The organism is Streptomyces sp. UC4497 (assembly GCF_054871485.1).
In genome coordinates, this window is sequence record NZ_JBTYHB010000029.1 from 36,497 (window position 1) to 58,834 (window position 22,338).

Annotated in this window: 16 protein-coding genes; 10 read left to right on the forward strand and 6 right to left on the reverse strand. The window is 70.6% G+C overall.

Features of this window, described 5'->3' with window-relative positions; genetic code table 11:
* Positions 1-99: 99 nt before the first annotated feature.
* Positions 100-714 (reverse strand): hypothetical protein, encoded by a 615-nt coding sequence (locus ACYSUO_RS30920; RefSeq protein WP_461779511.1) that lies wholly within the window; start codon positions 712-714, stop codon positions 100-102.
* Between the two features lie 193 nt (positions 715-907).
* On the opposite strand from ACYSUO_RS30920, the gene ACYSUO_RS30925 reads away from it, so the two are divergent.
* Entirely contained in the window at positions 908-2,836 is a 1,929-nt protein-coding gene (locus ACYSUO_RS30925) for a Xaa-Pro dipeptidyl-peptidase (protein ID WP_461779512.1), read from the forward strand.
* An 18-nt stretch (positions 2,837-2,854) separates the two neighbouring features.
* On the opposite strand, the gene ACYSUO_RS30930 is transcribed toward ACYSUO_RS30925, so the two are convergent.
* Positions 2,855-3,325 (reverse strand): hotdog fold thioesterase, encoded by a 471-nt coding sequence (locus ACYSUO_RS30930; RefSeq protein WP_403849512.1) that lies wholly within the window; start codon positions 3,323-3,325, stop codon positions 2,855-2,857.
* Positions 3,326-3,423: 98 nt separating this feature from the next.
* Positions 3,424-5,703: an FdhF/YdeP family oxidoreductase gene (locus tag ACYSUO_RS30935; RefSeq protein WP_461779513.1), complete on the reverse strand. Its 2,280-nt coding sequence runs from the start codon at positions 5,701-5,703 to the stop codon at positions 3,424-3,426.
* A gap of 238 nt (positions 5,704-5,941) precedes the next feature.
* Here ACYSUO_RS30935 and polA point away from each other — a divergent pair, with 238 nt between their 5' ends.
* Positions 5,942-8,611 (forward strand): DNA polymerase I, encoded by a 2,670-nt coding sequence (polA, locus tag ACYSUO_RS30940; protein WP_461779575.1) that lies wholly within the window; start codon positions 5,942-5,944, stop codon positions 8,609-8,611.
* A 53-nt stretch (positions 8,612-8,664) separates the two neighbouring features.
* Here polA and ACYSUO_RS30945 read toward each other — a convergent pair whose 3' ends face one another.
* Entirely contained in the window at positions 8,665-9,600 is a 936-nt protein-coding gene (locus ACYSUO_RS30945; protein WP_461779514.1) for a DUF4184 family protein, read from the reverse strand.
* Between the two features lie 181 nt (positions 9,601-9,781).
* On the opposite strand from ACYSUO_RS30945, the gene ACYSUO_RS30950 reads away from it, so the two are divergent.
* From ACYSUO_RS30950 to ACYSUO_RS30960, 3 genes are all read left to right on the forward strand, one after another.
* On the forward strand, positions 9,782-11,512 hold the full coding sequence (locus ACYSUO_RS30950; protein WP_461779515.1) for a lytic transglycosylase domain-containing protein: 1,731 nt from the start codon (positions 9,782-9,784) through the stop codon (positions 11,510-11,512).
* A 169-nt stretch (positions 11,513-11,681) separates the two neighbouring features.
* A complete protein-coding gene (locus ACYSUO_RS30955; RefSeq protein ID WP_266720761.1) occupies positions 11,682-11,816 on the forward strand; it encodes an SPW_0924 family protein in 135 nt (44 codons plus the stop codon).
* 72 nt (positions 11,817-11,888) lie between these two features.
* On the forward strand, positions 11,889-12,893 hold the full coding sequence (locus ACYSUO_RS30960) for a PorA family protein (RefSeq protein ID WP_461779516.1): 1,005 nt from the start codon (positions 11,889-11,891) through the stop codon (positions 12,891-12,893).
* On the opposite strand, the gene ACYSUO_RS30965 is transcribed toward ACYSUO_RS30960, so the two are convergent.
* Positions 12,883-15,594: an ATP-dependent RNA helicase gene (locus ACYSUO_RS30965; protein ID WP_461779517.1), complete on the reverse strand. Its 2,712-nt coding sequence runs from the start codon at positions 15,592-15,594 to the stop codon at positions 12,883-12,885. The two genes, ACYSUO_RS30960 and ACYSUO_RS30965, sit on opposite strands and share 11 nt — an antisense overlap.
* Positions 15,595-15,605: 11 nt before the next feature.
* A complete protein-coding gene (locus ACYSUO_RS30970; protein ID WP_461779518.1) occupies positions 15,606-16,433 on the reverse strand; it encodes a class I SAM-dependent methyltransferase in 828 nt (275 codons plus the stop codon).
* 364 nt (positions 16,434-16,797) lie between these two features.
* Here ACYSUO_RS30970 and rpsA point away from each other — a divergent pair, with 364 nt between their 5' ends.
* The 5 genes from rpsA to ACYSUO_RS30995 all read left to right on the forward strand — a co-directional run bounded on the left by rpsA (position 16,798) and on the right by ACYSUO_RS30995 (position 22,276).
* Entirely contained in the window at positions 16,798-18,318 is a 1,521-nt protein-coding gene (gene rpsA / locus ACYSUO_RS30975; RefSeq protein WP_461779519.1) for a 30S ribosomal protein S1, read from the forward strand.
* A 356-nt stretch (positions 18,319-18,674) separates the two neighbouring features.
* Positions 18,675-20,201, forward strand: coding sequence for a flavin monoamine oxidase family protein (locus ACYSUO_RS30980; RefSeq protein ID WP_461779520.1), 1,527 nt, complete (start codon positions 18,675-18,677; stop codon positions 20,199-20,201).
* Between the two features lie 115 nt (positions 20,202-20,316).
* The gene (locus ACYSUO_RS30985) at positions 20,317-21,255 is read left to right on the forward strand and encodes a PAC2 family protein (RefSeq protein WP_461779521.1); all 939 of its coding nucleotides are present in this window, start codon (positions 20,317-20,319) and stop codon (positions 21,253-21,255) included.
* A gap of 23 nt (positions 21,256-21,278) precedes the next feature.
* Positions 21,279-21,887: a dephospho-CoA kinase gene (coaE, locus tag ACYSUO_RS30990; RefSeq protein WP_461779522.1), complete on the forward strand. Its 609-nt coding sequence runs from the start codon at positions 21,279-21,281 to the stop codon at positions 21,885-21,887.
* A complete protein-coding gene (locus ACYSUO_RS30995; RefSeq protein ID WP_426904186.1) occupies positions 21,884-22,276 on the forward strand; it encodes a hypothetical protein in 393 nt (130 codons plus the stop codon). Before coaE ends, ACYSUO_RS30995 begins: the two co-directional genes overlap by 4 nt.
* The last annotated feature ends 62 nt before the right edge of the window (positions 22,277-22,338 follow it).

Sequence of the window (22,338 nt, forward strand, 5' to 3'; positions counted from 1 at the left end):
GTTCTCAAGATCGACATGGTCGGGTACGCCCCGTGTGCGTCGACAGGGCTACGCGGTGCGACGTTCGCATTGCTTCGTTGCGGCAGAGGTAACCGAGTGTTACCGCTGTGTGAGTTCGGCGGGAGGTTCTTTGCAGCGGGCGCGCAGCACCGTGAGCAGGTCGTGCGGATAGCGCTCGACGAAGATGAAGCTGTGCAGTTCTCTGGCCCGCCGGTTGGTGAGTGTGAGGTCCAGGTAGGACATGTCGAGGGCGCGGGGCAGGGCGGAGCAGTCGCGTACGTCGATCCGTACGGTGAGGGTGACCGGGGAGTCCGGGGTGGCCTCGATGGGCGGGCGTGGCGTGGAGGTCAGTGCCAATCGCTGGTCGCCCGCCCTTATGTGACGGATCGTCACGGTTCCGCCGTGGTCGACGCGCACGGTGAACCGGAAGGTGTCGCCGCGTGATCCTTCGTACGTCAGGTGGGTGACCTGGGCGGGCCAGGGATCGGGTGGCGTCGGGGCGGGCCGCTCGGGGCGGGGAAGCAGGAGGGTGCCCGCGACGGCGGCCGCGGCGACGAGTCCGGCGAGGAGGAGGCGGCGCCTGCGGGGCGGCAGTGCGGCCCAACGGTCGTACGGGCGCGGGGAGTCGGCGCCGACGACGTCGGTGGGGTGCGGCGCGCGAGGGTGGCTGTCGGTCGCGGGTTCGTGCGGCTCGACGGGCCCGATGCCGGTCATGCTCGACGGTAGGGCGGAGGGGGTGGGTCCGCCAATGGTGGTGCGAGGCGGCTGAGCAGTGGGGCCCGTCAATACCTGTGCACAACAAGTGAGTTGGGGACGCCCCCTGGTCGGACGGGGCGCGGCGCGATGGAATACCTCACGTCACCTCCCGTCCCATGAGTGAACTCCCGAACGCGCCCTTGGAGGCACGATGGTGAGATCCACCGGTAAGAGACGCTTCGGCCTGGCCCTGGTGTGTGCGCTGGTGGCGGCGGTGGCCGCCCCGTCCGCGTATGCCGTGCAACCCGCCGCCGGGCAGGCGGAGTTGAAGATCAAGGATCGTGAGACGCAGCCCGTCTTCTCGCGTGCGGACGCCGTGCTGCAGAAGGTCGACGTCCAGACGGAGGCCGACAGCGACGGCGACGGGAAGCGCGACACCGTGCGCATGCGGATCCTGCGGCCCAAGGAGACGGAGACGGCGGGGCTGAAGGTCGCCACGATCGTCGAGGCGAGCCCGTACTGGGCGGGTGGCAACGATGTCCCGAACCATGTCGTCGACCTGGACGAGGACGGTCTTCCGGAGTCGGGCAAGCGGTTCCAACAGGCTCCGGACAAGGCGGGGTTGACCGGTCCGGCCGTGGCGTACGGCGGGTACTACGACAACTACTTCCTGCCGCGCGGCTATGCCGTGGCCGAGGTCGACAGCCTCGGTACCGGCGACTCCACCGGCTGTCCGACCTCGGGTGGCCGCAACGAGACGCTCGGCGCGAAGGCCGCGATCGACTGGCTGAACGGTCGCGCCAAGGGCTGGGACACGCAGGGCGATCCGATCCGTGCGGACTGGTCGACCGGTGACTCCGCCATGATGGGTATCTCCTACAACGGCACGCTGCCGACCGCCGTCGCCAGTACGGGAGTTGAGGGCCTGAAGGCGATCGTGCCGGTCTCCGGGATCTCCTCCTGGTACGACTACTACCGCGCGAACGGCGGTGTCGTGGCGCCCGGCACGTACCAGGGCGAGGACACCGACGTGCTCGCCAGGTACGTGTACTCGCGGGCCGACCGGGAGATCTGCAAGCCGGTGCTCGACTCGCTGGAGCGTGATCAGGACCGGGTGAGTGGCGACTGGTCGCCGTACTGGCAGGAGCGCGACTATCTGAAGGACGCGCGCCGGATCAAGGCGGCGACGTTCGTCGTGCACGGCCTCAACGACTGGAACGTGAAGACGAAGAACGCGGGCCAGTTGTGGGAGGCGCTGAAGAAGAACCATGTGCCGCGCAAGCTGTGGCTCCACCAGGCCGGGCACGCCAATCCGATGCCGCTGCGCATGGAGGAGTGGCTGAGCCAGGTCCACCACTGGTTCGACCACTATCTGTACGGCATCGACAACGGCGTCACGAAGGAGCCCCGGGTCGACGTCGAGCAGGCCGACTTCGGCTGGAAGCAGCAGAGCGACTGGCCGGCGGCGGGCACGCGTTCGACGACGCTTCGGATGCGCGCCGACGGCACGCTGGGGAGCAAGGCGGGCCCCCAGCGCGTGCAGTCGCTGACGGACGCGGGCCGGACGGTCGCCGCGGAGAAGCTGGTGACGTCGCCGGACGACGCGAATCCGAACCGGCTCGCGTACACGACGGGGCCGCTGGACGAGGACGTCCGGCTCAATGGCGTGCCCGAGGTCGATGTGCGGGCCTCGCTGGCCGGTACGTCGCCGTATGTGACCGCGCTGCTCGTCGACTACGGGCGGGACACCCGCGCCACTTCCGGCACGGTCACCGACACCTCGCAGCAGGTCTGTTACGGCGAGGGCGTGCCGGGTCTCGCCGGTGAGACGGGGTGCGCGTACCGCTCGAAGCACCGCACCGAGACCGCCGACTACAAGATCGTGACGCGGGGCTGGCTGGATGCCCGGAACCGGGTGTCGTACGAGCGTCAGTCGAAGGTCGTCGAGGGCCGCGAGTACCGGCTGAAGTGGGACATGCAGCCCGAGGACTATGTCTTCAAGGCGGGGCACCGGCTCGGTGTCGTCCTGATCTCCACCGATTACGACTACACGCTGCGCTACCCGGCGGGCACGAGGATGACGGTGCGCGCCGGGGACAGTGCGGTGACGCTGCCGGTGGCGCCGACCGCCGAGCGGTAGGCGCCGGGCTGCCTTCCGTTAGGCGGTGGGCGCGTCCGGGACTTCCTTGAGCATGCAGGTCAGGCGGGCCGAGCAGACCCGCCTGTCCTGCTCGTCGGTGATGACGATCTCGTACGTCGCCGTGGAGCGGCCGCGGTGCAGCGGGGTGGCGACGCCGGTGACGAGGCCGGAGCGGGCGCCTCGGTGGTGCGTGCAGTTCAGGTCGACGCCGACGGCGATCTTGCCGCTGCCGCCGTGCAGCATCGCGCCGACGGAGCCGAGGGTCTCGGCGAGCACGGCGGAGGCGCCGCCGTGCAGCAGCCCGTAGGGCTGGGTGTTGCCCTCGACGGGCATGGTGCCGACGACGCGCTCGGCCGAGGCCTCCTTCATCTCGATGCCCATGCGCGTGCCGAGGTGTCCTGCGGAGAACAGGGCGACGAGGTCGATGCCGAGTGCCGCGTACTCGTCGATGACCTCTTGCGGGAACTGCGTGTGGTTCTGCTCGCCCATGGCGCCCGGCTCCGTTCGTCGTGCCTTGCTTGAGTCGTCTACGTGGCTTGAGTCGTCCACGTGGGCGTCCTGAGCCGCCCACGTGGCTGAGCAAACGCTCAGTCGGTCCTGGATTGTTCCAGGCGGACCACGACGGACTTGCTCGCGGGTGTGTTGCTGGTGTCGGCGGTGGCGTCCAGCGGCACCAGTACGTTCGTCTCCGGGTAGTAGGCGGCCGCGCAGCCGCGGGCCGTCGGGTAGTGCACGACGCGGAAGCCGGGTGCGCGCCGCTCGACGCCGTCGCTCCACTCGCTCACGAGGTCCACGTAGGAGCCTTCGGCGAGGTCGAGGTCCTTGGCGTCGTCGGCGTTGACGAGGACGACGCGGCGGCCGTTCTTGATGCCGCGGTAGCGGTCGTCGAGGCCGTAGATCGTGGTGTTGTACTGGTCGTGCGAGCGCAGCGTCTGCAGGAGCAGTCGGCCCTCGGGGACGCGCGGGTACTCGACGGGCGCGGCCGTGAAGTTGGCCTTGCCGGTGGTGGTGGGGAAGCGGCGCTCGTCGCGCGGGGCGTGCGGGAGCGCGAACCCGTTCGGATCGGCGACCTTCTTGTTGAAGTCCTCGAAGCCGGGCACTACGCGCGCGATGCGGTCGCGGATCGTCGCGTAGTCCTTCTCGAACTCCTCCCAGGGCGTGGCCGATTCGGCGCCGAGTACGCGGCGGGCGAGGCGGGCGACGATGGCCGGCTCGGACAGCAGGTGCCGGCTCGCCGGGTCGAGGCGGCCGCGGGAGGCGTGCACCATGCCCATGGAGTCCTCGACGGTGACGAACTGCTCGCCGCTGCCCTGGAGGTCGCGCTCGGTGCGGCCGAGGGTGGGCAGGATCAGGGCGCGGGCACCCGTGACGGTGTGCGAGCGGTTCAGCTTGGTCGACACGTGGACGGTGAGGCGGGCGCGGCGCATCGCCGACTCGGTGACGTCCGTGTCGGGGGACGCCGAGACGAAGTTGCCGCCCATCGCGAAGAAGACCTTCGCCTGGCCGTCGCGCAGGGCGCGGATGGCGCGCACGACGTCGAAGCCGTGCTCGCGCGGCGGGGCGAAGCCGAACTCCTTCTCCAGGGCGTCGAGGAACGCGGGCGCGGGGCGCTCGAAGATGCCCATGGTGCGGTCGCCCTGCACATTGGAGTGGCCGCGCACGGGGCACACGCCGGCGCCTGCCCGCCCGATGTTGCCGCGCAGCAGCAGGAAGTTGACCACTTCGCGGATCGTCGGCACGGAGTGCTTGTGCTGGGTGAGGCCCATGGCCCAGCACACGACGGTGCGCTTGGAGGCGAGGACCATCTCCAGGGTGCGCTCGATGTCGGCGCGGGACAGGCCGGTCGCCGCGAGGGTCTCGTCCCAGTCGGCGGCGCGGGCGGCCGCGGCGAACTCCTCGTAGCCGTGGGTGTGCTCGGCGATGAAGGCGTCGTCGGTGGCGCCGTCGGTGTCGAGGATCATCTTGTTGAGGAGGCGGAAGAGGGCCTGGTCGCCGCCGAGGCGGATCTGCAGGAACAGATCGTTGAGCGCGGCGCCCTTGGTCATCCCCTTCGGGGTCTGCGGGTTCTTGAACTTCTCGAGCCCCGCCTCCGGCAGCGGATTGATCGAGATGATCTTCGCTCCGCCGGCCTTCGCCTTCTCCAGGGCGGAGAGCATGCGCGGATGGTTCGTGCCAGGGTTCTGCCCGGCGACGATGATCAGATCCGACTTGTAGAGGTCCTCCAGGAGGACGCTGCCCTTGCCGATGCCGATCGTCTCCGTGAGCGCGGAGCCGGACGACTCGTGGCACATGTTCGAACAGTCGGGCAGGTTGTTCGTGCCGAACTCGCGGGCGAACAACTGGTAGAGGAACGCCGCCTCGTTGCTGGTGCGCCCCGACGTGTAGAACACGGCCTCGTCGGGGGAGGCGAGCTCTTCCAGTTCCTTGCCGATGATGTCGAAGGCGCGCTCCCACGAGACGGGCTCGTAGTGGGTACCGCCCTCGTCGAGATACATGGGATGCGTGAGCCGGCCCTGCTGGCCCAGCCAGTACCCGGAGCGCGTCGCGAGGTCCCCGACCGGGTGCGCGGCGAAGAACTCCGGCGTCACGCGGCGCAGCGTGGCCTCCTCGGCGACCGCCTTCGCCCCGTTCTCACAGAATTCCGCCGCGTGCCGGTGCTCCGGCTCGGGCCAGGCGCAGCCGGGGCAGTCGAAGCCGTCCTTCTGGTTGACGCGCAGCAGCGTCAGCGCGGTCCGCTTCACGCCCATCTGCTCGCGCGCCATCTTGAGCGAGTGCTTCACGGCGGGGAGCCCGGCGGCATGGTGCTGCGGCGCCGCGACCTGCGGCGCGTCCTGTACCGGGTCGGATGCGGGCGGCTTGCTTGCCATGGTTCGGCTCCCCTTTGAGCAGGTCCTGCGATGCTGCGATGCGGTGCTGTGAGCTACGTCTCCGATCTTCGCACGGGGGTGTGACAACGCCGGTGGCGGTCCGGGGTGGGCCGCGCTGTCAGTGGGGCGTGGCAGGATCGTGGGCGTGGCAGAGAAAGCAGCAGCGAAGACGGCGAAGAAGACGGTGGATCCGGTGGCGAAGGCAGCAGACAGCAGCTCGGGCGGGCGCCCCCGCCTGATGCTCATGGACGGGCACTCGCTGGCGTACCGGGCATTCTTCGCGCTGCCCGCGGAGAACTTCACGACGGCGACGGGCCAGCCGACGAACGCGATCTACGGTTTCGCGTCGATGCTCGCGAACACGCTGCGCGACGAGGAGCCCACGCACTTCGCGGTGGCGTTCGACGTGTCCCGCAAGACGTGGCGCTCCGAGGAGTTCACCGAGTACAAGGCGAACCGGTCGAAGACTCCGGACGAGTTCAAGGGGCAGGTCGAGCTGATCGGCGAGCTGCTCGACGCGATGCACACGCCGCGCTTCGCGGTCGACGGCTTCGAGGCCGACGACGTCATCGCGACGCTCGCCACGCAGGCCGAGGCCGCGGGCTTCGAGGTGCTCATCGTCACCGGCGACCGGGACTCGTTCCAGCTCGTCTCGGAGAACGTGACGGTGCTGTACCCCACCAAGGGCGTCTCCGAGCTCACGCGGTTCACGCCGGAGAAGGTCGAGGAGAAGTACGGGCTCACGCCGGCCCAGTACCCGGATTTCGCGGCGCTGCGCGGCGACCCGTCGGACAACCTGCCGGGCATCCCCGGAGTCGGCGAGAAGACGGCCGCGAAGTGGATCAACCAGTTCGGTTCGTTCGCGGAGTTGGTCGAGCGCGCCGAGGAGGTCAAGGGCAAGGCGGGGCAGAACTTCCGGGACCACATCGAGGCCGTGAAGCTGAACCGGCGGCTCACTGAGATGGTGCGCGACGTCGAGCTGCCGAAGACGGTCGCCGACCTGGGGCGCGAGGCGTACGACCGTACGGCGATCGCGATGATCCTGGACACGCTGGAGATCCGTAACCCGTCGCTGCGCGAGCGCCTGTTCGCCGTCGACCCGGGGGCCGAGGAGGCCGAGGAGACGCCGGCCGAGCCGGGCGTCGAGCTCGACGGGAAGGTCCTCGCCACGGGCGAGGTCGCGCCGTGGCTGGCCGAGCACGGCAAGGCCGTCCTGGGCCTCGCGTCCGTCGACACCTGGTCGCTCGGTACGGGCTCGGTCACCGAGGTCGCGCTGGCCGCCGCCGGGGGAGAGGCCGCCTGGTTCGACCCGTCGACGCTGGACGAGGCCGACGAGAAGGCCTTCGCCACGTGGCTCGCCGACGCGAAGAAGCCGAAGGTGCTGCACAACGCCAAGTCCGTCATGCGGGTCTTCGCCGAGCACGGCTGGAGCGTCGACGGCATCACCATGGACACGGCGCTCGCCGCGTACCTGGTCAAGCCGGGCCGCCGCTCCTTCGCGCTCGACGCGCTGTCGCTGGAGTACCTGGGCCGCGAGCTGGCCCCGGCCGGCGCGGCCGACGGTCAACTCGCGTTTGGTACCGACGAGGACGACCAGGCGGAGGCCGACGCGCTCATGGTGCAGGCCCGCGCGATCCTCGACCTGGGCGAGGCCTTCGGCACGCGCCTGGGGGAGGTCGGCGCGGCCGATCTGCTCACCGACATCGAGCTGCCCACGTCCACGCTCCTCGCGCGCCTGGAGCGGCACGGCATCGCCGCCGACCGCGCCCACCTGGAGTCGATGGAGCAGATGTTCGCGGGCGCCGTGCAGCAGGCGGTGAAGGAGGCGCACGCCTCCGTGGGCGAGGAGTTCAACCTCGGCTCCCCGAAGCAGCTCCAGGAGGTCTTCTTCAACAAGCTCGACCTTCCGAAGACGAAGAAGACCAAGACCGGGTACACGACGGACGCCGACGCGCTCGCCTGGCTGGCCACGCAGACCGACCACGAACTCCCCGTGATCATGCTGCGCCACCGTGAGCAGGCCAAGCTCCGCGTCACCGTCGAGGGCCTGATCAAGACGATCGCGGCGGACGGCCGCATCCACACCACGTTCAACCAGACGGTGGCGGCGACGGGACGACTGTCGTCGACCGACCCGAACCTGCAGAACATTCCGGTCCGCACCGACGAGGGCCGCGCCATCCGGCGTGGGTTCGTCGTGGGTGAGGGCTACGAGTCGCTGATGACGGCCGACTACAGCCAGATCGAACTGCGCGTCATGGCGCACCTGTCGGAGGACGAGGGCCTCCTGGAGGCGTTCAACTCCGGCGAGGACCTGCACACCACGGTGGCCTCGCAGGTCTTCGGAGTGGAGCGGGACGCGGTCGACGCGGAGATGCGCCGCAAGATCAAGGCGATGTCGTACGGGCTCGCGTACGGTCTGTCGGCCTTCGGTCTCTCCGGCCAGCTGGGCATCGACCCGGGCGAGGCACGGGTCCTGATGGACACGTACTTCGAGCGGTTCGGCGGAGTACGGGACTACCTGCGGCGGGCCGTCGACGAGGCGCGCGCCACCGGGTACACGGAGACGATGCTGGGGCGCCGCCGCTACCTGCCCGACCTGAACTCGGACAACCGGCAGCGCCGCGAGATGGCCGAGCGGATGGCGCTCAACGCGCCGATCCAGGGCACTGCCGCGGACATCGTGAAGATCGCGATGCTGAACGTGGACAAGGCGCTCACGGAGGCGAAGCTCAAGTCGCGGATGCTGCTTCAGGTCCACGACGAAATCGTGCTGGAGATCGCCCCCGGTGAGGCCGCTGCGGCGGAGGAGCTGGTGCGGCGCGAGATGGCCGGGGCGGTTGAGCTGCGCGCTCCGCTGGATGTGTCGGTGGGGCTGGGTGCGGACTGGGAGTCCGCTGCCCACTGAGGCCTGGTCGGCCGGGTGCGGGGTGCGTTTTCGTGGCCTGCGCCCGGCTTACGTCACGGGGCTCCGCCCCGAGCCCCGCGCCTCAAACGCCGGCGGGGCTGGAAAGATCGGGGCTCTGCCCCGGACCCCGCTGGCTCTCGTCCAAGAGCGGGGCTTGAATTGGCTGCAGTCGTCGGCGCCGCTTGAGGTGACTGTGCGCGCCGGCGCGGCCTGACGTGGCTCACCAGTGCGTACAGCACCACGCCCACGGCGAGGCCCGCCCCGGCTCCGAAGCAGAGCGCCGGGATGATCTCCCACGGTTGCCAGGTGAGGCCGGCGCCGTCGACGTACGACAGCCAGTTCGCCACCCGCAGCGTGCCGGCGACGCACGTGCAGCCCGTGATCAGGGTCCATGCCAGCCACCGCTCGCCGGGGGACGGTGACGGGCCCGTCTCGGCGGGGATGGCGCCCCGTACCGTCCACCACGCGAACGCGGCGAGCACGGCGAGGGCGGCGGCCGAACCGGCGTACTGGACGTACCAGTAGAGCGGGGAGCCGGCGAACGTCTCCTCGAGGACGGGGAAGAGGCGCAGGCCCCAGCGGTCCGGGTGCGTGAAGGCGTCCCACACGACGTGCGTCGTGGCGCCGAGCGCCGCGGAGACGTACCACCACAGCGGCCACCATCCCGTACGCCGCCCAGAAGGCCGGACCACCGCCCCCACCCGGCCCCGCAGCCGCCCCGGTACGAGCCCGAGCACCGGCTCCCGGATCAGCGCCCACAGGGCCACCACCGCGAGCGCGAGCCCCACGTCCACGGTGAACACGCCCGTGAACGAGTGCGTGAACGAGCCGAATCGCATCGCCCCCGGCAGCGCGCCCGCCGCGTAGTACGTGAGGTCGGGCGCGAACGACCCGGCGACGAGCAGCGCGGGAACGAGCGGACCGCGCCCCGAGCCGTCCCGCCGCACGAAAGGCAGCACGGCCGCGGCATGGCTGATGGTGAACGGCACGTGGCCCCCTGTCGTCCCAGACGTGCGAGCGTGGAATCGTACGACATCGGTTGCGGCGCAAACGTTCAATACCGGGCACGAACGGGTGTCTGTGCGGCGGAAGTTGTCGTAGGGTCGGCGGGATCCACGCGCTGGGGGAGCACGGCGGATCGGTACAGGCGACAAGGGGAGGGCTCGCGGCATGGCGGCGGTATTCGGCAGGCGACTGCGCAGAGGAGTCATGACGGCCGCGGTCGCCGCCGCGGCGGTGGCGGCCCTGTCCGCGTCCCAGGCACCCGGAGTGAGCCCTCCGCACCCGGACGGCGGCAATTCCGCGGCGGACCGTTCCGACGACACTCCGCCGGACTCGGCGACGGGCCCGGACTACTACACCGACCTGCCGCCGCTGGACAGCCCCACCGACGGCCCGACCACCTCGCCCGGCACGGGCGGGAAGGGCGGCGACGACTCCGGCATACCCGCGACCGTCCTCGACGCGTACAAGAAGGCCGCCGCCGAGATAGGCACCACGAAGCCCGGCTGCAATCTGGACTGGCAGCTGCTCGCCGCGATCGGCAAGGTCGAGTCCGGCCAGGCCGAAGGCGGCAACGTCGACAAGGACGGCAACACGCTCAAGGCGATCACGGGGCCGCCCCTGGACGGCAACGGCTTCGCGAAGATCACCGACACCGACGGCGGCAACTACGACGGTGACACGGTCCACGACCGGGCCGTGGGCCCCATGCAGTTCATCCCCTCCACCTGGGAGTGGGCGGGCCGCGACGGCAACGGTGACGGCAAGAAGGACCCGAACAACGTCTACGACGCCGCCCTCGCCGCGGGCCACTACCTGTGCCGCGCCGACCGCGACCTGTCGAACGCCTTGGACCTCAACAAGGCGATCCTCAGCTACAACAACTCCTCGGACTACCTCGCCCGCGTCCTGAAGTGGCTGGAGTTCTACCGCAAGAACTCGCACTCGGTCCCCGACGGCTCCGGCGTGCTGCCCAGGCACCCGAGCGGCGGCGGCACGGGCAGCGGCGCGAGCCCCTCGCCGAGCCCCTCCCACCGGAACTCCGAGAGCCCGTCCGACTCGCCGACCACGAAGAACCCGTCCAAGCCCCCGTCCAGCGGCGGTTCGACGACTCCCGGCGGCGGCTCGACCAGCCCCGGCGGGAGCACCGGCGGTGGCGGTTCGACGAGCCCCGGCGAGACCACCCCGCCGCCCACCACCAGCCCCACCGCGTCCGTCACCAAGCTCGCCGACGCGGGCACCGGCACCCTCGCCGCCCTGCAGGACGACTCCTTCAGCGAGCGGGTCAAGGTGAAGGCGAAGAACGCGGCGGGCTCCGCCGTCGGCTCCGCGAAGATCCGCTTCACGATCGTCGGCGCCACGGACGCCAGGTTCTCCGGCGGCGTGACCAGCGCCACCGTCACCACGAACGGCTCGGGCTTGGCCACCGCGCCGGCGCTCAAGGCGGGGAAGAAGACCGGCCAGTTCAAGGTCAGCACCACCGTCGTCGGCCGCAGCGTGAGCGGCCCCGACCACACGGCGACGGTCACCGCGCGCGCCGACAAGCTGGAGCGGGTCGGCACCGACGCGCTGACCTGCGAGGCGGGCGGCACCTTCGACAAGGCCGTCGAGCTGGAGGCCACATACAAGGGCGTCGCGGCCGGCAACGTCGCCGCGACCGCGACCCTCATCACGGCCAAGGACGACGCGACGGTGCCGGACAAGGGCCCCTACTTCGAGGACGCGGACGGCAACAAGATTCGCACCCTCAAGGGCCTGAAGGCCGGCGCCGACGGGCACTTCACACTGCCGAAGCTGTACGCGGACGACACGACCGGCGAGTTCCTGCTGCGCGTCACCACGACGGGCGGCGCGACGACCGACGTCGTGCTGAAGGTGACCGCGGCGGCGGCCTCGTAACACCTGTCGCACGGCCCCGAGTTGAGCCCCCGACCGCGCATGGTCGGGGGCTCAACCACATCCCGTACAACGTGTTCTCATTCCCGCTCCGCGTTGCTACGGTGCACCGACCCAGAGGCCTGACGCCTCATCAGATTCCGTGTGCCGCAAGGCTGCAGGGAGGTCGGACATGCGCGCTCTCGTCGCCGCGGCGATCGGTCTCGCCGCGGCGCTCGCCCTGGTCCTCACCATGACCGCGGTCGGTGCCCCGCCGGGCGAGACGTCCCCGAAACCGCTGCTGCACTCCGTGCCCAAACACCCGTAGAACCCCCGTAGAGCACCTGTAGAGCACCCGTAGAAGCCCGTGCCACGCCCGTAGCTGAGGAGGGCCGCCGCGATGCGCCGCAAGGCCAGCCTGATCCTGCTCGCCTTCGCCGTGTTCTTCACGGCGATGTCCCCGCTGATGCGCTGGTACGCGTTCCCGCGCCTCGCGAAGATCCCGCCGAGCCAGTACCAGACGATGGTCCTGGAGGCGAAGAACGCGACCCTCGTCGACTACGGGACCATGAAGGAGAAGAAGGTCCCCAAGCTCAGCATCGTGCAGACCCTCAAGGGCAACGTCGAGGCGTCGAACAAGGTGGAGGAGACCGCCGGGCGCGATGTCGTCGTCTGGGACGGCCTCACCTACGTAGTGGGGCCCGACGGCAAGATGGTCTCCGAGATCCCCGAGCGCTACATCTTCGACGCCCACAGCTCGGCGCCCGTGCACGCCAAGGGCGAATCCGTCGACGGCGACCCGGTCAAGCGCGAGGGCATCGAGTTCAAGTGGCCCTTCCTGACGGAGCCGCGCGACTACGAGTACTTCGACGCGCGCGCCCGCGTCACCCGCCCCATCCACTACCAGGGAACCCAAAAGTTCCACGGCCTGGACGTCTACTACTTCGAGCAGACGATCCCGTGGACGAAGGTGCCCTTCCCCAAGAAGCTCCCCGTCAAGGGCATCACCCCGGAGTCCGTCGCCAAGACCGGCACCAAGATGTACTACACGACGGTCCGCAAATTCTGGGTCGACCCGACGACCGGCGCCCCCGTGTACGGGGAGGAGATCCACAAGGAGGAGATGCGCGGCGGCACGCTGCTCGCGAGCGACCCCGACAAGAAGATCACCGCGTTCGCCGGCCACGTGAAGATGCGCCCCGACTTCACCGAGTCGACGGTCGACCTGGTCAAGTCCCAGCGCGTCCTGGTCCTCCTGCTGACGTCCTACCTGCCGTGGGGCTTCCTCGCCCTCGGCGTGGTGCTGCTCGCGCTGTCGCTGTGGCTGGAGGCGCGCAGCCGGCGCCCCGGCGAGCCGGAGGAGACGCCGGTGACCGAGCCGGAGCCGGACCCGGTCAGCGTCTGAGGCGGGCGTTCGTGTGCCGCGTGGGCTCGGCCGCCGCCGGGTCCTCCGGCCACGGGTGCTTGGGGTAGCGGCCGCGCAGATCGGCCCGCACGGAGCGGTAGCCGTCGCCCCAGAACGAGGCGAGGTCCGCGGTGACGGCGGCGGGCCGCCCGGCGGGCGAGAGCAGATGCACGAGCACCGGAACACCCGCCACGCGCGGCGTCTCCCGCAGCCCGAACATCTCCTGCAACTTCACCGCGAGCACCGGCTGTTCGGGATCGGAGTAGTCGAGCCGCACCCGCGATCCGCTCGGCACCTCGAGGCGCTCCGGCGCCAGCTCGTCCAGACGCGCCGCCTGGCCGCCCGCCCACGGCAGCAGCCGCCGCAGCGCCTCCCCGGCGTCGATCCGGCCGAGGTCCGCCCGGCGCCGCGCCGCGCTCAACTCCGGCTCCAGCCACTCGTCCACGCGCGCGTGCAGCGCTTCGTCGCTCACGTCCGGCCACGGCTCCCCGACGTGCCGCCGCAGAAACGCCAGCCGCTCCCGCAGCGCCACGGCGTCCCTGCTCCACCGCAGCAGCCCGAGCCCCTCCCGCCGCAGCCCTTCGAGCAGAGCGTTCCGTACGAGGCCGGGGGCGGGGTTCTTGAGCGGCCGTACGGCGAGTTCCACGGCGCCGAGCCGGGTGACGTGCCGGGCCACCAACTCGCCGCCCGCCCACGCCACTTCGTCGCCCTCCTGAAGCAGCGACGCGGCGGCCCGCCGGGCGACCTCCTCGTCCACGACCGCCCCGAGCCGCACGCGCGCGTGCCCGGCCCCCACGGGCCGGTCGGCGACGGCGACGGCAACCCACTCGGCGTCCCGCAGGGCAGACCCGTCGGGAACGTCGGCGCGGGTCCCGGAAACCATGAGCAGCGACCCTCCGACGCGCCGGGCAACCCGCTCGGGAAAGGCGAGCGCGGCGACGATCCCGGCGACGCGATCGTCGCTACTGGAGCCGGAGCCGGAGCCGGAGGAGATGCCGGTGGCCGAGCCGGAGCCGGAGCTTCTGCCGCCGCCGACTCCGGCGCCGACCCCCGCCCCGGTGCTGCCTTCGGTCCCGCGCCCGGCCCCGCGTCCGACCCCGCGCCCGACCCCGCCCCCGGTCCCGCCGGCCGGGGCGTCCGGTGCGGTGTTTCGGGTGGGTGGGTGGGACGTCTCCCGCGCCGAAGGCGCGGGCTCAGAGACCAGACGGGCCAGCCGTCGAACCTCACGCGCCCACCGCCCGGCATACGCGTCCCGCCCGCGCCGAGCGGCCCGCAACGCCCCGCCAAGATCATCCCCGTACTCCCGCGGCGGCTCCTCGCTCAGCAGCGCCACGACCTCCGCCGCCCGCTGCGCGCCCACCACGGGAGCCGCGTCCACCAGGGCCCGCCCCAGCCGCGGGTGCACCCCGAGCCGAGCCAACCGCCCACCCCGCTCGGTGGCCCGCCCCGACCCCTCCTCGACCGCACCCACCACGGCCAGAGTGGCCCGCGCCGCAGCCATCGCCCCGCCGGGAGGCGCGTCGAGCAGTGCGAGCCCCGACGCGTCCGGGTCGCCCCAGCACGCCACTTGAAGCGCGAACGCCGTCAGGTCCGCCACCTTGATCTCGGGGGAGGGGAAGCGCGGAAGGCGCGCGTCCTCCGCCTCGTCCCAGCACCGGTACACCACACCCGGCGCCTCACGCCCCGCCCGCCCCGCCCGCTGCGTCCCGGCCGCCCGGGAAGCCCGTACGGTCGTCAGCGCGCTCAACCCGCGCGCGTGGTCCACCCGCGGCTCCCGCGTGAGCCCCGCGTCCACGACGACCCGCACCCCCGGCACGGTCAACGACGACTCGGCGACGGCCGTGGCCAGCACGACCCGCCGCCGCACACCCGCCGACAGCACCGCGTCCTGCACGGCGGCCGGCGCCCGCCCGTGCACCTGAAGCACGTCCACCTCGCCCAAGGCGCCCAACTGCCCGGCAACCCGCGCGATCTCCCCGACGCCCGGCAGGAAACACAGCACGTCCCCGTCCCGCTCGGCGAGCGCACGCCGCACCACGGACGCCACATGCGTGAGCAGCGCCGGATCCACCCGCATCCCGTGCGGCGGCCGCACCGGACGCGCGGGCGGCGCCCACACCACGTCCACCGGGTACGAGACGCCCTCGGCCTCGACGACCGGAGCGCCCCCGAGGAGCGAGGCCCAGCCCTCGGCGTCCGTGGTCGCGGACGCCGCGACCAGCTTCAGCTCCGGCCGCAGCGCCTCGCGTACGTCCCACAGAAAGGCGGCCACGGTGTCCGCGTCCAGGTGCCGCTCGTGCACCTCGTCGAGCATCACGGCATCGACGCCGTTCAACTCCTGGTCCCGTTGCAGCCGTTGAAGCAGCACCCCCGTCGTGACCACCTCGACGCGGGTGCGCGGTCCGACGACGCGCTCGCCGCGCACCGTGTAGCCGATCCGCTCCCCGACCTTCTCGCCGAGCAGCCACGCCATCCGCCGCGCCGCCGCCCGCGCCGCGATCCGCCGCGGCTCGGCGACCACCACACGACGTACAGGAGCGTCGGCGTCGAGGAGCCCGGCCAGCACCAGCGGTACGAGGGTCGTCTTGCCGGTGCCGGGCGGCGCCACGAGCACCGCGGCCCCGTCCGCGTCGAGCGCGGACGTCAGCGCGGGCAGCGCGGAACGTACGGGAAGGGCTTGCAGGGCGTCGTCACGGATCACGTGACCAGTGTCTAACGCCGCTCGCAGACGAAGATCGCCGTACCGGGGATCAGGTTCCCGCGCAGCGGAGACCAGCCGCCCCACTCCTGCGTGTTCCACTCGGGCCACTCCGGCTCGACGAGGTCGACGAGCCGGAAGCCGCCCGCCACCACGTCCCGCACCCGGTCGCCGATGGTCCGGTGGTGCTCGACGTACACGGCCTGCCCCTCGTCGTCCTGCTCCACATAAGGAGTGCGGTCGAAGTAGGAGGCGGCGACGGAGAGGCCCTCGGGGCCCGGCTCGTCGGGGAACGCCCAGCGGATCGGGTGCGTGACGGAGAAGACGAACCGTCCGCCGGGCCGCAGCACGCGGTGCACCTCGCGCAGCACCTGCACCTGGTCCGCGATGAAGGGGAGCGCACCGTACGCGGAGCAGGCCAGGTCGAAGGAGCCGTCCTTGAAGGGGAGCACCGCGGCGTCCGCCTCCACGAGCGGCACCTTGCCGCCGTCGATGCGCAGCGCGTGCTGGAGCTGGCGGTGCGAGAGGTCGAGGGCGACGGGGCGGGCGCCCTGGGCGAGCAGCCAGCGCGAGCACTGCGCGGCGCCCGCCCCGATCTCCAGGACGTCCTTGCCGGCGAGGTCGTCGAGCGGGCCGAGCAGCTCGGCCTCGATCTCGTCGAGCCCCTCGGGGCACCACACGAAACGGTCGTCGCCGAGGAACGTGCCGTGCTCCACCTGGTAGTCGTCCGCGTTCCTGTCCCACCAGCCGCGGTTGGCCCGCGAACTCTCCGTGGTGTCCGCGTCCCGCCGGGTCGCCGTCGACTCGTCGTCGACCGTCGAGGGGGAGTCGTGCGCTTCCACTGGTCCGGACTCTTGGATGATCGGCTCCCTCGTAATAATGTGCGGGCCTTGCGGTGCGAGTGGCCTCGCGTGACGGCTTTTCTGCCGGGTATGCGGCGATCCGCCCCGGGTGTGCGCCTTCGCGCATTGACCCTGTCCGGCTGCCCCCGTATGCTACAAGTTGCGCTGCGGGCCTGCGCACCTCGGACATAGCAGGCTGTGCTCGCATCTGTTGCATGTCCCCTCGGTTGATCGAGGCGCCACCGGTTCCTTCGGGAAGTCCGGATTCGGCGCTTCCAAGGCTGTCCGGCTTCTTCAGAGCGAAACGGGCTCCCGGCGTAGCAGTACCCACCGACTTTCAATGTCCGCCGGAGCCCTTTCCCACATGACGAGCAGCACCGAGACCACCGCCACCACCCCGCAGGTTGCGGTCAACGACATCGGTAACGAGGAAGCTTTCCTCGCCGCCATCGACGAGACGATCAAGTACTTCAACGATGGCGACATCGTCGACGGCGTCATCGTCAAGGTTGACCGGGACGAGGTTCTCCTCGACATCGGTTACAAGACCGAAGGTGTCATCCCGAGCCGAGAGCTCTCGATCAAGCACGACGTCGACCCGAACGAGGTCGTGGCCGTCGGCGACGAGATCGAGGCCCTGGTTCTCCAGAAGGAGGACAAGGAAGGCCGTCTGATCCTGTCCAAGAAGCGCGCTCAGTACGAGCGTGCCTGGGGCACGATCGAGAAGATCAAGGAAGAGGACGGGATCGTCACCGGTACCGTCATCGAGGTCGTCAAGGGTGGTCTCATCCTCGACATCGGCCTCCGTGGCTTCCTGCCGGCCTCCCTCGTCGAGATGCGCCGCGTTCGCGACCTTCAGCCTTACGTGGGCAAGGAGCTCGAGGCGAAGATCATCGAGCTGGACAAGAACCGCAACAACGTGGTCCTGTCCCGCCGTGCCTGGCTCGAGCAGACCCAGTCCGAGGTCCGCCAGACGTTCCTCACCACCCTGCAGAAGGGTCAGGTCCGCTCCGGCGTCGTTTCCTCGATCGTCAACTTCGGTGCCTTCGTGGACCTGGGTGGCGTCGACGGTCTCGTCCACGTCTCCGAGCTCTCCTGGAAGCACATCGACCACCCGTCCGAGGTTGTCGAGGTCGGCCAGGAAGTCACCGTCGAGGTTCTCGACGTCGACATGGACCGCGAGCGTGTCTCCCTGTCGCTGAAGGCGACGCAGGAAGACCCGTGGCAGCAGTTCGCCCGTACGCACCAGATCGGCCAGGTCGTTCCCGGCAAGGTCACGAAGCTGGTTCCGTTCGGTGCGTTCGTCCGCGTCGACGAGGGCATCGAGGGTCTGGTCCACATCTCCGAGCTGGCCGAGCGCCACGTGGAGATCCCGGAGCAGGTCGTCCAGGTCAACGACGAGATCTTCGTCAAGGTCATCGACATCGACCTCGAGCGTCGTCGCATCAGCCTCTCGCTGAAGCAGGCCAACGAGGCCTTCGGCGCCGACCCGTCGATCGTCGAGTTCGACCCGACCCTGTACGGCATGGCCGCGTCCTACGACGACCAGGGCAACTACATCTACCCCGAGGGCTTCGACCCCGAGACCAACGACTGGCTCGAGGGCTTCGACACCCAGCGCGAGGCCTGGGAGACCCAGTACGCCGAGGCGCAGCAGCGCTTCGAGCAGCACCAGGCTCAGGTCATCAAGTCCCGCGAGGCCGACGCTCAGGCCGAGGCCGAGGGCGCTGCGGCTCCCGCCGGTGGCGCGGCTCCGGCCGCCTCCACGGGTGGCGGCGGCGGTGGCGGTTCGTACTCCTCGGAGACGGCCGACAACTCCGGCGCGCTCGCCTCGGACGAGGCGCTTGCCGCGCTTCGCGAGAAGCTGGCGGGGGGCCAGAGCTGAAACGCTCTGCGCTAGCAGGTAGTTAGCGGTTGGGTCGCACCGGTTGGTGCGGCCCAACCGTTTTTTTGTGCCCTGGGCCATAGAGGGGGGCCTCGACCGCTGTACGGCGTAGGCCGTTGTTGCGCGCGCAGTTCCCCGCGCCCCTTTGGGGCGACGGTCCTCGCCACCCTTAAGGGAAACGTGGGGGATACACGAAGTGGGGGTGGGGTGTAACAGGGCGTTGGCACGATCCCCGGGTCGTTGAGGTCGAGTGCGATCTGAGGGGAGCCGGGGTCATGGCAGCAGTACAGGCAGGGGTCGGGAGCAGTCGGCGGGCGTTTTTGCGGAAGGTGGGGGTCAGTGGGGGTGCCGGGGCCATGTTCGCCACCATGGGGGCGCTCGGGCTCGCGCCCACCGCGCAGGCGGCGCAGCGTGAACTGCCTTATCGGGCGCCGCGGTCGGGGGACTTCTCGCTGAGTGGGCGGGGCGCCGCGAAAGTGGTGATCGTGGGTGGGGGCATCGCCGGGCTCGCCACCGCGTACGAGCTGGGCAAGGCCGGCTACGACTGTACGGTCCTGGAGGCCAGGGGCCGGACCGGTGGGCGCAACTTCACGGTGCGGGGCGGCGATTCGACCGTCGACACGTACGGGAACAAGCAGACCGCCCGGTTCAGCGACGGGCAGTACATGAACGCGGGTCCGGCGAGACTTCCGCAGTGGATGGTCACTCTGGATTACTGTCGTGAACTCGGCGTGCCCATCGAGGTGTTCACCAACACGAATGCTGACGCGTATCTCTTCAACGAGGGCGCCGGGATGACGAAGCCCGTGCGGTACCGGACCGCCAAGGCCGACGTCTACGGGTATGTGAGTGAGTTGCTCGCGAAGGCTTCCGACAAGGGGGCGCTGGACAAGGAGCTGACCGCCGCCGACCAGGACCGGCTCGTGGAGTTCCTGAAGGACTTCGGGTCGCTGGGGGACAAGCTCACCTACGAAGGGTGCGACCGGCGCGGGTACTCCACCGTGCCCGCCGCGACCGGGACGCCGGGCACGATCCTCGGGGACGTGCCGTCCGCGTCCGAGGTGTTCGCCAGTGGGGTCGGGCGCTACTTCTCCTTCGAATTCGGCTTCGACCAGGCCATGTTGATGTTCCAGCCGGTCGGCGGGATGGACCAGATACCGAAGGCGCTGACGAAGGCGATCGGCGCGCACCGGATACGGACCGGGGCCGTCGTCGGGAAGATCACGGACAAGGGGGACGGGGTCTCCGTCACGTATACGCAGGGCGGGCGGACCCGGGTCGTCGAGGCGGACTACTGCGTGGGCGCGCTGCCGCCCAACATCCTCGCCAAGATCCCGCACAACCTCGGCTCCGGCGTGCAGAGCGCCCTGCAGGCCATCACGCCGCAGTCCGCGGGGAAGATCGGCCTGGAGTACCGGAGCCGGTGGTGGGAGACCGATCACCGGATCTACGGCGGCATCACCGAGACCGATATGGACCTCAGCCACATCTGGCACCCGTCGTACGGGTTCCACGGCGAGCGCGGCCTCATGATCGGCTACTACAACTACGACGCGGATGCCGACAAGTACGCGAAGCTCAGCCCCGCGGCGCGCGAGGCGCGGGCCGTCGCGCAGGGCGTGAAGATCTACGGCGAGAAGTACCGGACCGAGCTGGCGACCTCGTTCTCGCACCACTGGCGGCAGACCCCGCACCTGGAGGCCGCCTGGCACGACACCCCCGGCGGGCCCGACGACCCCCGCTACAAGCCGCTCAACGAGCCGACGGGCCGCGTCTACTTCGCCGGCGACTGGCTCAGCTACACGGACGCCTGGCAGCACGGGGCGTTCACCTCGGCCCGGCGGGCGGTCGGCAAGCTGCACGCGCGCGTGATGGCCAACTGACGCGTACTGACGCGCTGCTTATCTACGTAAGAGGCTGCTGAGAAAGGGTGCGGGCGGGAATGCCCGCACCCGTTCCGTGCGTTCTTGTGGTGGAACACGAGGAGGAGCGGTCACTGTGCTTGATCCGCAGGAACTGTATTCATGGGAGCCGAAGGGGCTCGCCGCCGTGGACATGGCGCTTGCCCAGGAGTCGGCCGGGTTGGTCATGCTCTACCACTTCGACGGTTACATCGACGCCGGTGAGACCGGCGACCAGATCGTCGAGCGGCTCATCGATTCGTTGCCGCACCAGGTGGTGGCCCGCTTCGACCACGACCGGCTCGTGGACTACCGGGCCCGCCGCCCGCTGCTCACGTTCCGCCGCGACCGGTGGACCGAGTACGAGGAGCCGGTGCTGGAGGTGCGCCTCGTGCAGGATGCGACGGGTGCGCCGTTCCTGCTGCTCGCCGGGCCCGAACCGGACGTCGAGTGGGAGCGTTTCGCGGCCGCCGTGCGGCAGATCACGGAGCGGCTCGGGGTGCGCCTCGCGGTGAACTTCCACGGGATCCCGATGGGCGTCCCGCACACCCGCCCCGTCGGCCTCACCCCGCACGGCAACCGCACCGACCTGGTGCCGGGACACGCCAGCCCCTTCGAGGAGGCGCAGGTGCCGGGCAGCGCCGCGTCCCTCGTCGAGTACCGCCTCATGGAGGCCGGGCACGACGTCCTCGGCGTCGCCGCGCACGTCCCGCACTACATCGCCCGCTCCGCGTACCCGGACGCCGCGCTGACCGTCCTTGAGGCGATCACCGCCGCGACCGGCATGGTGCTGCCGGGCGTCGCGCACGGACTGCGCACGGACGCGCACCGTACGCAGACGGAGATCGACCGGCAGGTGCAGGAGGGCGACGAGGAGCTGGTCTCCCTGGTCCAGGGCCTTGAGCACCAGTACGACGCGTCCGCAGGGGCGGACCAGCGGGGCAACATGCTGGCCGAGCCCATGGACATCCCGTCCGCGGACGAGATCGGCCAGGAGTTCGAGAAGTTCCTGGCGGAACGCGAGGGCGACGCCTGATCACAGCCTCTAAGCTTCCGCTTATGTTGAAGGTGGGGCTGACCGGCGGAATCGGTGCCGGCAAGAGTGAGGTGTCACGGCTGCTCGTGGAGCGGGGGGCCGTGCTGATCGACGCCGACAAGATCGCGCGTGAGGTCGTCGAGCCCGGGACCGCGGGGCTCGCGGCCGTCGTCGAGGCGTTCGGCACCGAGGTGCTCGCCCCGGACGGGAGCCTGGACCGGCCGAAGCTCGGCTCCGTCGTGTTCGCGGACTCCGACAAGCTGGCCACCCTGAACAAGATCGTGCACCCGCTGGTCGGCACCCGCTCCGCCGAGCTGGAGGCCGCCGCGGGCCCCGACTCCGTCGTCGTCCACGACGTGCCGCTGCTCACCGAGAACGGGCTGGCCCCGCTCTACGACCTGGTGATCGTCGTCGACACGAGCCCCGGGACCCAGCTCGACCGCCTCACCCGGCTGCGCGGCATGAGCGAGGAGGACGCGCGGGCCCGGATGTCCGCGCAGGCCACCCGCGAGAAGCGGCTGGAGATCGCGGACATCGTGATCGACAACGACGTACCGCTGGAGCGGTTGAGGGCGCGGGTCGACGAGGTCTGGGCGGAGCTGGCGCGCCGGGCGCGTGCCGCGACCGCGTGATCGTCCTCGCCGCCTGCACCGCGCTCGGTGGCCTGGTGGCGCTGGTCGCGGGCGCGTACGGACTTCAGCGCAGCCGTCGCGTGCGGGACGCGGGGAACATCGCGCAGGCCCTGGTCAAACCGCCGCAGCCGGGGTCCGAGCGGCCGCTGCTCCAGTTCGAGACGGGTGACGGGCGGGTCGTGGAGGTCGTCTCTCCGGTGCCGCCCAGCAAACGGCGGCCGCTGCCCGCCGGCGGGGTCGTCAGCGTCGCGTACGACACCGAGGACCCGCGCGAGACCGTGCTGCTCGGCGGTGAACGGCCCGGCGTGGACCGGGCCTTCATGATCGCCGGTGCCCTGCTCGTGCTCGTGGGCATGGTGCTCACGGTGTCCCTGAGCCGCTCGCGCTGATCGCACCGCGTGGTCCGTGCACGTGTTCTCGGTGGGGGTCGCGGGCAGGAATAGCCCCTACG

Excerpts from the sequence above, each read along its gene's own strand:
- ACYSUO_RS30920 (WP_461779511.1), bottom strand. The coding sequence starts at position 714 with ATGACCGGCATCGGGCCCGTCGAGCCGCACGAACCCGCGACCGACAGC.
- ACYSUO_RS30925 (WP_461779512.1), top strand. The coding sequence starts at position 908 with ATGGTGAGATCCACCGGTAAGAGACGCTTCGGCCTGGCCCTGGTGTGT.
- ACYSUO_RS30930 (WP_403849512.1), bottom strand. The coding sequence starts at position 3,325 with ATGGGCGAGCAGAACCACACGCAGTTCCCGCAAGAGGTCATCGACGAG.
- ACYSUO_RS30935 (WP_461779513.1), bottom strand. The coding sequence starts at position 5,703 with ATGGCAAGCAAGCCGCCCGCATCCGACCCGGTACAGGACGCGCCGCAG.
- polA (WP_461779575.1), top strand. The coding sequence starts at position 5,942 with ATGCTCATGGACGGGCACTCGCTGGCGTACCGGGCATTCTTCGCGCTG.
- ACYSUO_RS30950 (WP_461779515.1), top strand. The coding sequence starts at position 9,782 with ATGGCGGCGGTATTCGGCAGGCGACTGCGCAGAGGAGTCATGACGGCC.
- ACYSUO_RS30955 (WP_266720761.1), top strand. The coding sequence starts at position 11,682 with ATGCGCGCTCTCGTCGCCGCGGCGATCGGTCTCGCCGCGGCGCTCGCC.
- ACYSUO_RS30960 (WP_461779516.1), top strand. The coding sequence starts at position 11,889 with ATGCGCCGCAAGGCCAGCCTGATCCTGCTCGCCTTCGCCGTGTTCTTC.
- rpsA (WP_461779519.1), top strand. The coding sequence starts at position 16,798 with ATGACGAGCAGCACCGAGACCACCGCCACCACCCCGCAGGTTGCGGTC.
- ACYSUO_RS30980 (WP_461779520.1), top strand. The coding sequence starts at position 18,675 with ATGTTCGCCACCATGGGGGCGCTCGGGCTCGCGCCCACCGCGCAGGCG.
- coaE (WP_461779522.1), top strand. The coding sequence starts at position 21,279 with ATGTTGAAGGTGGGGCTGACCGGCGGAATCGGTGCCGGCAAGAGTGAG.